Annotated in this window: 11 protein-coding genes; 6 read left to right on the top strand and 5 right to left on the bottom strand. The window is 64.8% G+C overall.

All coding sequences use genetic code 11. The annotated features are described in order from the left end of the window. Nucleotides 1-48: 48 nt before the first annotated feature. On the bottom strand, nt 49-474 hold the full coding sequence (locus tag ACS5PJ_RS01460) for a DUF3054 domain-containing protein (RefSeq protein WP_439433155.1): 426 nt from the start codon (nt 472-474) through the stop codon (nt 49-51). Nucleotides 475-639: 165 nt separating this feature from the next. Between ACS5PJ_RS01460 and ACS5PJ_RS01455 the strand changes: the two genes are divergently transcribed. Then, nucleotides 640-789 carry a hypothetical protein gene (locus ACS5PJ_RS01455; RefSeq protein ID WP_439433154.1) on the top strand — a complete coding sequence of 50 codons (150 nt, stop codon included), beginning with the start codon at nt 640-642 and terminating at the stop codon, nt 787-789. A gap of 227 nt (nt 790-1,016) precedes the next feature. Beyond that, nucleotides 1,017-4,211, top strand: coding sequence for a beta-phosphoglucomutase family hydrolase (locus ACS5PJ_RS01450; protein WP_439433153.1), 3,195 nt, complete (start codon nt 1,017-1,019; stop codon nt 4,209-4,211). On the opposite strand, the gene ACS5PJ_RS01445 is transcribed toward ACS5PJ_RS01450, so the two are convergent. The 3 genes from ACS5PJ_RS01445 to ACS5PJ_RS01435 are packed head-to-tail and all read right to left on the bottom strand — an operon-like array spanning nt 4,206 to nt 6,210. Further along, entirely contained in the window at nt 4,206-4,955 is a 750-nt protein-coding gene (locus tag ACS5PJ_RS01445; RefSeq protein ID WP_439433152.1) for an ABC transporter permease, read from the bottom strand. The genes ACS5PJ_RS01450 and ACS5PJ_RS01445 overlap by 6 nt on opposite strands. Before the next feature lie 11 nt (nt 4,956-4,966). Beyond that, nucleotides 4,967-5,896: an ABC transporter ATP-binding protein gene (locus tag ACS5PJ_RS01440; protein WP_439433151.1), complete on the bottom strand. Its 930-nt coding sequence runs from the start codon at nt 5,894-5,896 to the stop codon at nt 4,967-4,969. Then, the gene (locus tag ACS5PJ_RS01435; protein WP_439433150.1) at nt 5,893-6,210 is read right to left on the bottom strand and encodes a PLD nuclease N-terminal domain-containing protein; all 318 of its coding nucleotides are present in this window, start codon (nt 6,208-6,210) and stop codon (nt 5,893-5,895) included. The genes ACS5PJ_RS01440 and ACS5PJ_RS01435 overlap by 4 nt, the downstream gene beginning before the upstream one ends. A 200-nt stretch (nt 6,211-6,410) precedes the next feature. Here ACS5PJ_RS01435 and ACS5PJ_RS01430 point away from each other — a divergent pair, with 200 nt between their 5' ends. Genes ACS5PJ_RS01430 through ACS5PJ_RS01420 form a run of 3 tightly spaced genes read left to right on the top strand, consistent with a single transcriptional unit; the run spans nt 6,411 to nt 12,501 of the window. Beyond that, nucleotides 6,411-9,035 carry a cation-translocating P-type ATPase gene (locus tag ACS5PJ_RS01430; RefSeq protein WP_439433149.1) on the top strand — a complete coding sequence of 875 codons (2,625 nt, stop codon included), beginning with the start codon at nt 6,411-6,413 and terminating at the stop codon, nt 9,033-9,035. Nucleotides 9,036-9,094: 59 nt separating this feature from the next. Then, entirely contained in the window at nt 9,095-11,479 is a 2,385-nt protein-coding gene (ppsA, locus tag ACS5PJ_RS01425; protein ID WP_439433148.1) for a phosphoenolpyruvate synthase, read from the top strand. Beyond that, nucleotides 11,476-12,501 (top strand): ATP-dependent 6-phosphofructokinase, encoded by a 1,026-nt coding sequence (locus ACS5PJ_RS01420; protein ID WP_439433147.1) that lies wholly within the window; start codon nt 11,476-11,478, stop codon nt 12,499-12,501. The genes ppsA and ACS5PJ_RS01420 overlap by 4 nt, the downstream gene beginning before the upstream one ends. Before the next feature lie 50 nt (nt 12,502-12,551). Here the strand turns inward: ACS5PJ_RS01420 and ACS5PJ_RS01415 are convergent, their stop codons facing one another. Then, a complete protein-coding gene (locus tag ACS5PJ_RS01415; RefSeq protein WP_439433146.1) occupies nt 12,552-12,974 on the bottom strand; it encodes an Hsp20/alpha crystallin family protein in 423 nt (140 codons plus the stop codon). A gap of 173 nt (nt 12,975-13,147) precedes the next feature. Between ACS5PJ_RS01415 and ACS5PJ_RS01410 the strand changes: the two genes are divergently transcribed. After that, nucleotides 13,148-13,612, top strand: a complete 465-nt coding sequence (locus ACS5PJ_RS01410; protein ID WP_439433145.1) for a pyridoxamine 5'-phosphate oxidase family protein — start codon at nt 13,148-13,150, stop codon at nt 13,610-13,612. Nucleotides 13,613-13,630 lie beyond the last annotated feature (18 nt).

Raw genomic sequence — 13,630 nt, 5'->3', positions numbered from 1 at the left:
GCCCGGCAAGTCTGTTGGTGTTGCCAGCCTATTACACGCCGGCGCTGATCAACGCTGGCTTCGCGTCCAGCCAAGCCTGCGTGCGCCGGCCAGGAGAAGCCGGTAACCAACGAGGAAAATTCCCAGGCTAAGGGATGCCACAACCACAAATGCGATCACGACGGTTTGCCCTGTGAGGGCCCGGAGGACCATGCCGCCGGCAACGGCGCCGATCCACACCGCCAGCCCCGACGGGCGCACGGACAGCGGACGCCGCCACACCCTGGCGGCGAGCCAGCCAAGTGCTGCGCCGGCGAGAAACGGCCAGGCAGTCAGGAGCACACCGGTGAGGATCTCTCCCCGCTGGTGCGCGTCCCTGCCTATCGCGGCGAACAACATGATCAGGAGGGCATCGGCAAGAGCTGCGCCGGCCACGGCGCGCCCGGCAGTGCGCCGGCGGCCGGAGGCGGGTCGCGGCTGTGTCTCGGAAGTCATCGTTTACCAGCCTAACGTGGCCGCTCCTGTCCGCCGGCACCGGTCCCTGAACGTGGTGTGGCCAGCAGGCCGGGACCAGGCCCCGGACCATCCGGGAGATGCCGGAAGGGACCAGGTTATCCATGAAGGCTGACACTGGCGGCCGGATCGTTCCATAATGTGCCAATGAATAGTGCACTGTGGATCGGCGTGCTGCTCGGAGCCGCTGTGGGCATCGCGCTTGGCCTGACTGTTTTTGACAGCCCGTTTATTGGCGTGGCAGCGGGGGCCGGGCTGGGAGCATTGATCGGGGCCGGCTTCGGTCCGAGGCGCTGACCCGGCCCTGCGGGGTGGATGGCAGGACCAAAGCCTCTGCCCGGGGCAAAAAGACCAGTGTTTGAGTTGGCTGTGAAAGGAAGGCCACAACAGTCGTGCTCAATAACCTCCGGCTTCACAGGGTCCTCTGGCCGGTTACCGGTCGGCTCCCGCTCGGGGCAGCAGTGACGGACGCAGCGCACCAAAGACCTGCTGGTTGCACCCCCGGGCGCTGAGGGAGGACACCCATGGACCATTCGCCCACAGTGTCAGCAGCCCTCTCACCATTTGACGCTGTCATCTTCGACCTGGACGGCGTTGTGACCGACACTGCCGCTGTCCATGAGGACGCCTGGAGGGAACTTTTTGACGAGGTGTTGAAAGACCCGCGCATCCCGGCCGGGGCTGCAACGCACCCCTTCAGCAGCGCCGATTACCTGAACTATGTGGATGGCCGGCCCCGGACCGACGGGGTTGAGGCATTCCTCACCTCGCGCGGTGTCACCCTGGCCGAAGGAACGGCCGCCGACGCAGCCGGGGACTGGTCGGTCCACGGCCTGGCCAAGCGCAAGGACCAACTCTTCAGGGCGCGCCTGGGACGCGATGGGGTCAGGCCCTTTCCGGGAACTGTTGCCCTGCTCGAACGACTGCGCTCTGCACGGGTTCCCGTGGTCCTGGCAACGTCAAGCCGCAACGCAGCCGCTGTCCTGGCCGCAGCCGGCCTCACCGACGCGTTCGATCTGGTGGTGGGCGGCGTCATTGCCGGTGAGCTGGGGCTGCCGGGTAAACCTGACCCTGCGCTGTTTTTGGAAGTAGTCCACCGGCTGGGGATTCCTCCGGCACGCGCGGTGGTGATCGAGGATGCAGTCGCCGGTGTCGAGGCCGCACGCCGCGGCGGTTTTGGTTTGGTGGTGGGGATAGACAGGGCCGAAAGACGGGCCGAACTGGAGGCAGCCGGCACTGACGTTGTGCTGACAGACGTCAGCCAACTCGATCTGGGCCGCGTCCTCACCGACCCGTGGCGCTTGATCTATGAGGGCTACGACCCGGCCCATGAAGGACACCGGGAGGCCCTGACCACCCTCGGCAACGGGTACATGGCTGTTCGCGGCGCGGCTCCCGAGGCCCGGATGAGCGAGGTCCATTATCCGGGGACCTATTTGGCGGGCGTTTACAACAGATTGGTAAGCCGCGTCCAGGGCCAGGATACCGAGGACGAGCACATGGTGAACCAGCCCAACTGGCTGGTGCTCGATATCCGGCTGGACGGTTCCGGGTGGTGGTCCGGCGGCGGCCTGAAGATCCTCCGCGAGCGCCGGGTGCTCGACATGCGCCGGGCCATCCTCGAACGCCACATCCTCCTGGCGGCACCGGAGGGTCGACGGCTGGCAGTGGTGCAGCGCCGGATTGTCTCGATGGCCCAGCCGCACCTGATGGCTCTTGAAACCACCCTCACCGCCCTGGGCTGGAGCGGTCCGGTGACGATACGCAGCGGAGTGGACACCGGCGTTACCAACGAAAATGTTCCGGAGGACGCTCTCCTGTCCCACCACCATCTGGTCAGGCTGGGAGCGACGGACCCTGCGGGGCCGGTTCCGGTGGTCGAGGTGGAAACGAGCCAAAGCCACATCAGGATCGCAACCGCCTTGCGCACGGACGTCGCAGGAACCGCAGCCAGTGGGGCGCCGGCCGGCGGCGGGGCGGCGCCCGCCGGACAGGCGGGCAACGGGGTTCCGGGGGAGGACGCCGGAGTGTCTTACCGCTCCTGGGTGGTTCAGTTGGCCGACGCTGTCCCGGCCGTGGTGACTAAAACGGCAGCCATAGTGTGTTCCCGGGACCGGGCCATTTCTTCCCCGTCGCTGGCTGCATTGTCCGTTCTCAGGGCAAACGAGGGCTTTGACGCGATGCTCGCGGACCATGAGGACGCCTGGAGCAGGCTGCTTGGCCTGTTTGCCATCGAACTGGACGGAAGCCCCCAGGTCCAGCTGATCCTGAATCTCCATGTCTTCCACCTGCTCCAGACATTGAGCCCGCATACGGCTGAACTCGATGCCGGCGTGCCCGCTCGCGGCCTCCACGGGGAAGGCTACCGCGGACACATCTTTTGGGATGAACTTTTCGTCCTGCCGCTCCTGACATCCCGGTTGCCCATGGTGGCGCGTTCCCTCATCAACTACCGGTGGCGGCGGCTTCCGGCAGCACGGGAGGCCGCCGTCGCGTCGGGGTTCCGGGGGGCTCTTTTTCCCTGGCAAAGCGGCAGTGACGGGAGGGAAGAGACGCCCAGGTGGCTTTACAACCGGCGCTCGGGACGGTGGGTACTGGACCACTCCCATCTCCAACGGCATGCAGGCCTGACTGTGGCCTACAACGCCTGGCAGTATTTCCTGGCCACGCAGGACAAGGAGTGGCTCCTGCGCCATGGGGCCGAACTGATCGTGGAGGTGGCCCGGCTGGTTGCTTCCATGGCCGACTATGACCAGGACTCGGAACGGTTTCACCTGCGGGGCCTCATGGGGCCCGATGAGTACCACACAGGATATCCGGGAAAAGCCGAGGCGGGGCTGGACGACAACGCGTACACCAACGTCATGGCCGCCTGGGTATGTGCACAGGCCTGCGAGATCATGACGCTTCTCCACGGCCACGATCTCGAAGACCTGCAGGCACGCTTGGCCATCCAACCCGCCGAAATAAAGGGCTGGATGCGCGTCAGCAAGAGGATGTCGGTGCCCTTCCATGACGGGATCATCAGCCAGTTCGCCGGCTACGAGGACCTTTTGGAACTGGACTGGGAGCACTACCGGAACGCCTACGGCAACATCGAACGCCTGGACCTGATCCTCGAAGCCGAGGAGGACAGCACCAACCGGTACAGGCTGGCAAAACAGGCCGACGTGCTGATGCTGCTGTATGTCCTGGGGGAGAAGGAGCTGACTGCTTCCCTGGCCCGGCTGGGTTATGACGTGTCAGCAGCCCAGCTCGCCGGCACGGTGGACTATTACCTTGCCCGGACGGCGCACGGCTCCACCCTGAGCCGGGTCGCCCACGCCTCGGTCCTGGCGGCAAGGGATCCGGACCGGGCCTGGACCACGTTCCGCGAAGCCCTGAGCGCCGACCTTGACGACACGCAGGGCGGCACCACGCACACAGGCATCCACCTTGGCGCGATGGCGGGAACGATCGACGTCGTACAGCGAAGCTTTGCCGGCCTCAGGATCACCAGGGATGCACTCCTTTTTGCACCGCGAATGCCCAAAGGCATCAGAACCGTGATGTTCCGGGTCCGATACAGGGGCCATCTTCTGACGGTCAACCTCGAGCACGGAACCTTGACCGTTGCCACAGCTCCCGGGGATGCCGCCGCCATCCGCGTGCAGGTTGGTCCCGAACAGGTCCTCCTCGGCGCGGGGGAGACCCGTCACTTCACTCTGGATTCCCTATAGCTCTTTGCGCCGGAACAGCGCTGCGGCCAGTGCAACCGCTGCTGCGGAGATCACCACCGACGTTGTCACAGGCCAGAGCACCGAGGGTTCCCCTGTGCCGGCGGCAATGGAAGCGGAGTAACCCGCCAACCCCGCCGGGGAGTAACTGCTGAGCGGCTTCCAGATGGCCCCGATGCTCAGGACCGCGTAGATCCCCACCCCTGCACCGGCTGCCCCCGCTGTGGAAGGTATGGCTACCGACAACAACGTCATGAGTGTGACGAACAGGACACTGAGCACCAGCAGGAGGCCGGCAGCTGTCCATAGCGGCCTGCCTGGCGCCTCCCCGAAGACGGCAGCGGTCCCAGCCCACGTCATGAGCGTGCCCGCTGCCAGGACTCCGGCCACATAGCAGCAGTGGACAACAGCCTTGACGGTGACGAACGCGGTTCGCGACAGCGGTTTGCTCAACGCAAAAACCGCCGTCCCGCTCTTAACCTCCGAGGAGACCAGGCTCCCGTAGATGATGATGAGCACGAACATGATGATTTGAGAAAGGTTCTTCGTCCATTGCGCGTAGGAGTCGCGGTAGGTGGGGGTGGGAAGTCTGAGTTGCCCGAGCTGGTCACCGGCAATGCTATTGATCAGCTCGGGCGTAAAACGGGCCAGGGGCGGACCCGTGGCGGCAAAGAAGAGGACGACGGCGGGTAGCACCCAGATGCGCCAGGTGCGGCGGATTTCAAGGACTTCCTTGCGTGCAAACACCCATGAACTGTTCACGGCCGGTCACCCTTAATAAGCTCGACGAACACTTCTTCGAGCCCGAGCTCGCCTGCCTCCAGCCGCGCGAGGCCGGTCCCTTGTGCGCTGACCAGCACGGGGATCTGGTGCCGCGCCGCAGCAAGGTCGCTGACCGTTACGCTGATCTCGCCCTGGGGGCCGGGGGCCACGGACATGGCCCAGCTGCAGCGGGAAATAGCCGCCGCCAGCTCATCAGCCCCGTCGGTAACTTCCAGCACGATCCGCTGCCTGCCGTAACGGTTCTTGAGTTCTTCCATGGGGCCCTGTGCGACCACCCGTCCCTGGTCCAGAATGGCTACCGAATCACATACGCGCTCCACGTCCGCGAGGATATGGGTTGAGAAGAAGACGGTCGTCCGGCCCCGCAGCGATTCAACGAACTCCAGGATGTCCTTGCGGCCCATAGGATCAAGGGCGCTGGTAGGTTCATCGAGCAGCAGGAGGCTGGGTGCATTGATCAGGGCCTGTGCGAGTCCAAGCCTTTGCCGCATCCCGCGTGAATAGTCGCCAACCTTCGCGGTGACCCGCTCAAGCCCGGCAAGACCGAGGAGCAGCGCGGCTCTTTCATCCAGTTGAACTCCGTTAAGTCCGCACAGCTGCCCTGCAAAACGAAGGGTCTCGTGGGCGTTCATCCAGCTGTAGAAGGCGGGAACGTCGGGAAGGAACCCGATTGTGGAGCGCATCAACGGGTCCCCTCCCGCAACGTCATGGCCCAGCACCTCGACGGATCCGGAGCTTGCCTGTGCCAGTCCTGCCAGAATGCGGATCATTGTGGTCTTGCCGGCACCATTTGGCCCGAGGAACCCGAAGATGGCCCCGGACTCCACCGTCAGGTCAACGGCGTCGAGTGCAAGCTTCCGGCCAAAGGCTTTGGTCAGTCCGGTGGTCCTGATGGCGGGCGTCACCGTTGCCCCTTGTCGTTCCTGGGGCCGTACAGCTTCTCGGCAATGCCGGAACTGCCGTGGTTGGTGTCCCGTTCCAGGGGGAGGGATTCTGGCGGCGCGGAATGTACCCGGCCTTGAACCAGGTAGAGGATCGCGCCGATAAGGCTCAGGAGCACGATAACTGCTACCCAAAGCCACTTATTGCCAAAAGTGACTTCCTCAGGCTTCCGGCGGTACAGATCCACCAATGCAACAACGTCCAGGGTGACGGCGAGTGCAGCCACGAGCGCAAGCACCACGATAATTCCGGGGGGCAGGGGAGCTTGAAACGTCATGGCGTCCGCCCTTCCGCGAATACTTCAACGGCGTATCAGTTTCAAGACTGGGGGCCACCTGGTAAAACAGCCAGAGGCTTAGGTCACTGAGGCACTGGAATCCTGGCCTTGACGTTTCGCCGTGACCTTAGGCCCTATACGGTGCGGTCTGCCCGGTGTTTGCCTGTCAACGAACCAGACCTTCCGCACTTGGAGCAGCAGTGGCATATTCAGGCAGTGCGCCGAAACAGGAGCCGGTTGCTGCCGGGCTGAGTTCCGAACGCGCCGCGGCCTTGTTGAAGGAGGCCGGGCCGAATGTCCTGCCCGCTGCGAAAGCGGTCCCGCAATGGCGGAAACTCCTGGGCGAACTAACCCACTTCTTTGCCCTGATGCTGTGGGGCGCCGCGGCCCTGGCCTTCATCGCAGGGATGCCCGAACTTGGCGTCGCCATCATTGTGGTGGTTATCGTCAACGGCATTTTCGCCCACGTCCAGCAGGAACGTGCCCAGAATGCAGCCGCGAAACTTCGCGGCCTGCTCCCGGCCGACGTCTCCGTCCGCCGGGACGGGCGCCTTCTGCGGGTGCACACCAGTGCGGTGGTCCCCGGCGACGCCGTGGTACTGACGGCGGGCGACCGGGTGCCTGCCGACGTCGTCCTGGCCGGAGCGTCGGGCTGCGCAGTGGACGAGTCCATGCTGACCGGCGAAAGTGAAGCCGTCGCGAAGACAAGCGGAGACAGCGCCTGGGGCGGGACGTTCCTTGTCAACGGAGAGGCCGAGGCAGTGGTAACCAGCACCGGTGGCAACACCCGGTTGGCCGGCATCGCCGCACTGACGAGCGGAACGGAGTCGCCGCCTACCCCGCTGGCACTTGAGCTGCGCCGGATCGTCCGCCTCGTCGCTGTGGTCGCCCTGGCCGTCGCCGGTTTCTTCTTCCTCGTCTCCTTGCTGGTGGGCATTCCCTGGCGGGACGCTTTCCTCTTCGCCATCGGCGTCGCCGTAGCACTTATCCCTGAAGGACTGCTTCCGACTGTGACCCTGTCGCTGGCGATGGGGGCCCAACGGATGGCTGCGAGGAACGCGCTCGTCCGCAATCTGGAGGCCGTGGAAACCCTGGGATCCACCACTTTCATCTGCACAGACAAGACGGGAACCCTGACGCAGAACAGGATGAACGCCGTCGAAGTCTTTACGGCAGACGGCTATATGAGGATCACCGGAGAGGGGTACCAGCCCCACGCCGACGTCGAGGGAACCGGGACTCCTTTGGCCATCCGCGTTGCGCTCGCCGCACGGTCCGCTTCCGTGGGCAGGGCTGTTCTCCATGGTGGTCAGTGGAGGGCAGAAGGAGACCCGATGGAGGCTGCCATTGATGTCCTGGCCCGCAGGCTTTCAGGGTCAGCCCCGGAGGATGTGACACCTCTGCGCAGGTTCGCCTTTGATCCCCGGCGGCGCCGTGAATCGGTCATCGTGGGCACAACGGTCTTTGTTAAGGGAGCGCCCGAATCGGTCCTGCCGCTCTGCGGAGACTCAGGAGCCGGTGCCCTGGGGGAAGTTGATGCAATGGCTTCGCGGGGTTTACGCGTCATCGCGGTAGCTGCCCGTGAGCTTCCCGGTCCGGCACAGCGCTGGCTGGACGGTCCGGCGGCGGACGTCGAGGAAGGCCTTGAGCTGCTGGGGCTGATCGCCCTTCACGACCCGCCCAGGCCGGACGTGGCAGAGGTGATCAGAACGGCCCGCGGCGCCGGGATCCGGATCGGCATGATCACCGGTGACCATCCGGCCACCGCCGCCGCCATTGCCCGGGAAATCGGCTTGATGGGATCGCCGGAAACGGTCGTGGAAGGTTTCCAGCTTCCAGAGGACGAGCAGATCCTCGGCGCACTTCTCGACCGGGACGGCATCGTGGTGAGCCGGGTGTCACCGGAGCAGAAGCTGCGGGTGGCCAGGGCATTGCAGGCCCGTGGCCACGTTGTGGCCATGACGGGCGACGGCGTCAATGACGGTCCCGCGCTTCAGGAAGCGGACATCGGGGTAGCCATGGGACGCAGCGGAACGGACGTTGCGCGTGAAGCCGCGGACCTGGTACTCCTGGACGACCATTTCGCCACGATCGTCGCAGCCATTGAACAGGGCCGTGCCACCTACTCAAACATCCGCCGCTTCCTGACCTACCACCTGACAGACAACGTCGCGGAATTGACGCCGTTCGTGATCTGGGCCCTGTCCGGTGGCCAGTTTCCCCTGGCGCTCGGCGTGCTTCAGATCCTCGCCCTGGACATCGGGACAGACCTTCTTCCTGCGCTCGCCCTCGGGGGCGAAGCGCCGGGTAAAGGAGTGCTTGGCAAGCCCCCGGAACGGCGGCACCTGATGGACCGCGCGCTGATGTTCCGTGTCTTCTGCATCCTGGGTCCCGTCGAAGCCGCAGTGGAGATGGCGGCATTCTCGACGGTGCTGTTCGGCGGTGGGTGGACACGCGGAGATCCTCACGATGGCGGCCTTCTGCTGGCGGCCTCCGGAGCAGCCTTCACCGCCGTCGTGCTTGGCCAGCTGGCAAATGCTTTCGCGTGCCGCAGCGCGTCCCGGCCGCCCTGGCAGCTGGGATGGTTCTCCAACCGGTTACTGCTTGGGGCCGTGATCGCGGAGATCGGTGTCCTGGCGCTGTGCCTGTACGTCGTTCCTGTCTCCGCAGTGCTGCGACAGCTCCCGCCACCGCCTGCGGGGTTCGCCGTCGCGGCCCTGGCTGTGCCGGCGGTACTCGCGGCGGACTGGTTGTACAAGTGGACGAGGCGGCCCGGAAAAAATGTCACTCAGGCGCCTGGGGTCCCCGCAATCCGCAGGACCTAAGCCTCTGCTCGTGCCCCCGGTGGGAACGGCAGGATCGAGCCATGAATGCAAGGACGACCATGACTGATGTTCACGTGGTGTGGCTCGAAGACGTCGGCATGGGAGACGTGCCCTCAGTCGGCGGCAAGAACGCATCCCTTGGCGAACTGACCCGTTCACTGCTGGCTTCGGGTGTCCGCGTGCCGGAGGGCTTTGCCACCACTGCCGCGGCCTACCGCGCCTTCATCGCAGCCAATGGCCTTGAACCGGGAATACGCGCCGCCATTGATGAATACCGCGCAGGCCGCAAAACCCTGCGGGAGATCGGCGAAGCTGTCCGTGAGCTCATTCTCGGTGGCCAGTTTCCGCCGGACATCGCAGCGGATATCAGGGAGCATTACCGGGCGCTGTCCAAACGCACTGGACACGGCACCGCGTCAGTGGCTGTCCGCAGCAGCGCCACCGCTGAAGACCTTCCCGACGCCAGCTTCGCGGGTCAGCAGGAAACCTTCCTTAACATCGCAGGCGAGCGGGCGCTCATGGAGGCCTGCCGGCGGTGTTACGCCTCACTGTTCACCGACCGTGCCATCAGCTACCGGGAAATCAAGGGTTTTGACCATCTGGAGGTTGCCCTGTCCATTGGGGTGCAGAGGATGGTGCGCTCGGACCTGGGGGCATCCGGGGTGATGTTTTCGATCGATACCGAGTCCGGTTTTCCTCGCAGTGTGCTGATCAGCGCCGCGTGGGGACTGGGGGAAACCGTGGTTCAGGGGAGCATCAATCCCGACAAGTACCAGGTGTTCAAACCGCTGCTGTCCAACCCACGGTTCATACCCATCATCGAGAAGACCCTTGGCGCCAAGGAACGGAAGATGGTCTACAGCCGTGGCGGGCATGCGCGGACCAGGACGGTCGACACCTCGGGCCAGGAGCGGCGTTCCTTTGTGCTCACGGATGCCGAGATTGTGACCCTTGCCCGCTGGGCCGCCGCGGTGGAGGACCACTACAGGCGGCCGATGGACATGGAATGGGCGAAAGACGGTTCCACGGGAGAGCTCTTTATGGTCCAGGCGCGGCCGGAGACGGTCCAGGCGCGGCGCAGCGGGTCGGTGTTCAGCGTCTACCACCTCCGCGAAACGGGACGGCTGCTGGCCGCCGGTGCCGCTGTAGGGGAAGCGATCGCGCACGGAGTTGCCTGCGTGATCCGGGACGCCCGGGACATCGATAACTTCCGGGATGGCGACATCCTCGTCACCAGGATGACCGATCCTGACTGGGTGCCGATCATGCAACGCGCCGCCGGCATCGTCACTGACCATGGCGGCCCGACAAGCCATGCCGCCATCGTCAGCAGGGAACTGGGCGTACCTGCCGTCGTGGGTACCGGCAACGGCACGTCTGTCCTTGAGGACGGAAAACCCATCACGCTGTCCTGTGCCGGGGGTGAGGACGGGGAGGTCTACGAAGGTACCCTGGCGTTCGACGTCGAGGACGTGGATCTCGGGGCGCTTCCTGAGACCCGGACCGCCGTCATGGTCAACATCGCAAGCCCGTCCGCGGCTTTCCAGTGGTGGCGCCTGCCGGCCGCAGGAGTCGGTCTGGCAAGGATGGAGTTCATCATCAGCAACCTCATCCGGATCCACCCCATGGCGCTGGTCCATCCCGAACGCGTCAAGGACCCCGGCGAGGCTGACCGCATCAGGGAACTCACCTACGGCTACAACGATCTGAAGGAATACTTCGTCGACGTCCTCGCCACCGGCATCGGAAAAATTGCGGCGCCCTACCACCCGCACCCCGTGATCGTCAGGCTCAGTGACTTCAAGAGCAACGAATACGCCCACCTGATCGGGGGCGGCTCCTTCGAAGTTGCGGAGGAGAATCCCATGCTCGGCTTCCGTGGCGCATCACGCTACTACCACGAGCGCTACCGCGAAGGGTTCGCCTTGGAATGCCGGGCGTTGAAGCGGGTCCGCGAGCAGCTCGGATTCGCCAACGTGGTGGTGATGGTTCCGTTCTGCCGCACGCTCCAGGAGGCGGACATGGTCATCAGGGTGATGGCCGAAAACGGCCTGGTGCGCGGTGAGGAGGGACTCCAGCTCTTCATGATGTGTGAGATTCCCTCAAACGTCATCCTGGCGACAGAGTTCGCCCGGCGTTTCGACGGATTCTCGATCGGCTCCAACGACCTGACGCAACTTGTCCTGGGCGTAGACCGCGACTCCGAACAGCTCGCGGAACTTTTCGACGAAAGGGACGAGGCCGTCACGGCCATGATCGCCCAGGTCATCGGCAAGGCGCATGCTGCCGGCATCAGGATCGGCATCTGCGGCCAGGGTCCGAGCAACCACCCGGACTTCGCGCAGTTCCTTGTGTCGCAGGGCATCGATTCGATTTCGCTCAACCCGGACACCTACCTCAAAACGGTTCCGGTCATCGCCGCCGCTGAGAAGTCCGTATCGTGACCCGGCTGGGCATACTCACCAGCGGAGGGGACTGCCCAGGCCTGAATGCCGTCATCCGCGGTGCGGTGCTGGGGGGCGTTATTTCCCATGGCTATGACTTCGTGGGATTCCGGGACGGCTGGCGTGGCGTCCTCGAAAGGGACCTGGTCCCCTTGCCGCGGCAGGCGGTCCGCGGGCTGGCGCGTCTGGGCGGCACCATCCTTGGCACATCCCGCACCAATCCGCTCAAGGAGGGCGGCATCCCGGCCGTCCGGGAAAGCCTTCAGGTTCTGGGCATCGACGGGATCATCGCCGTCGGGGGAGAGGGCACCCTGGCGGCCGCCCAGGAACTGTCAAACCAGGGGATCAACGTCGTGGGCGTTCCCAAGACGATCGACAATGACCTCGATGCCACCGATTTCACTTTCGGATTCGACACCGCTGTCCAGACCGCGACAGAGGCCATCGACAGGCTCCGGACCACGGGGGAGTCGCATCACCGCTGCATGATCGCAGAGGTCATGGGGCGGAACGCCGGCTGGATCGCCCTTCACTCGGGGATGGCCTCAGGCGCCCACGCCATCCTCATTCCCGAGCACAGGGTCGCGTTGGAGCAGGTTGCAGAGTGGGTGCAGTCCGCACGTGACCGGGGACGCGCACCCTTGGTTGTGGTGGCCGAGGCCTTTGCGCCCGAGGGCCAGGATGCCCCGTATTCACCCCGCGGCCTGGACGCCTTTGGCAGGCCACGGCTGGGCGGCATCGGCATGCTCCTCGAGCAGGAACTGCAAAGGATGACGGGGATTGAAACCAGGGCCACCGTCCTCGGTCACATCCAACGGGGCGGTGCGCCCACCGCCTTCGACAGGGTCCTTGCCACGCGGCTGGGGATGGCGGCGGTGGATTCTGCTGCCGGGGGGCGGTGGGGGACCATGGTTTCCCTGCGTGGAACCACAATCGTCAATGTTGGCTTTGCAGCGGCGCTGGGCCGGCTCAAGACGGTGCCCGAGGAACGTTACCGGGAGGCAGCGGTCCTGTTCGGCTGATCGGTCCTGTTCGTGTGATCTGGCCGGCCCGTTAGCCGGCCCGTTGAAGTTCAGCTGCGCTGTATCTCGATTTTCCTTGCAGCGGGCTTTGGGGCTGTTTCGGGCACCGGGGTCCGGACCTCGAGCACGCCGTCCTTGTAGGACGCGGTAATATCATCCTGGTCAACGCCGTCGGGCAACGCGAGCCTGCGGACAAATGAGCCGTAGCGGAACTCCGAGCGGTAGCTGTTCTTGTCCTTCTGCTCGGTCTTTTCCCTGCGCTCAGCCTTGATCTCGAGGGCGCCATCGACGACGGCGACGCTGACGTCCTTCTCCGGATCGATTCCCGGCAATTCGGCACGGACTACCAAGGTGTTGCCCTCAACCGATTCTTCGACCCGGATCCCCGAAGCCGCGGTGTCGCCTTCGAAAAGCCTTTCAATGAGCTCGACGGGGGAACGCCGGGTGTCGAACCACTTCATCAAATCAGCCACGTCTGCCTCCTGCAATCGTGACCGCCGGGACTCTTTGCCCCACTCTTTAAGGTTCGGGCCACCGCCCGGAGGAACCCAGAGGCTTTGGTCCTTTCAGTACCGGCGAACGGCAATACCGGCACGCACCGGCCCGCGCGCGGCGCAGGGTAAGGGTGGGGGCTAGGATCGCTAGCATGAGCAGCTCCCCTTCAGATTCGCAAACCGAAATCCTGGCCCCGGAAGAATGCTGGAAGTATCTGCAGGCCTCCTACATCGGCAGGCTGGCGGTGATCAATGGCGCGGCCCCGGAAATCTTTCCGGTGAACTTTGTGGTCGTCGGTGAAACGCTGGTCTTCCGCACGGCCCCCGGTACCAAACTTCGTGCCCTGCTCGGCGGCGCCGCCGTGGCCTTTGAGGCCGACGGCCTGAACGCCTATTCGACCGAGGTGTGGAGCGTCGTGGTCAAGGGAACGCCTGGGCCGTTTGATGGGGATCCGGCCGTCCTCAAGGAAGCCGATCCTGACCGCGAACCCTGGCAGCCCGGCCTTAAGGAGCATCTGGTGCAGGTCACGCCCGCCGAGATAACAGGACGCAGGTTTGCCGTGTCACCGCGCTCGCGCTGGTGGCCGCCGCAGGATTTGTCGGCGGACTGGACTTAGCGCGGCGCAGGGTCCATC

Origin of the sequence: Pseudarthrobacter cremeus, assembly GCF_051857465.1 — a bacterium.
GTDB lineage: Bacteria > Actinomycetota > Actinomycetes > Actinomycetales > Micrococcaceae > Arthrobacter.
The sequence above is the reverse complement of the archived record's forward strand: the minus strand, read 5'-3'. Positions and strand labels throughout refer to the sequence as shown.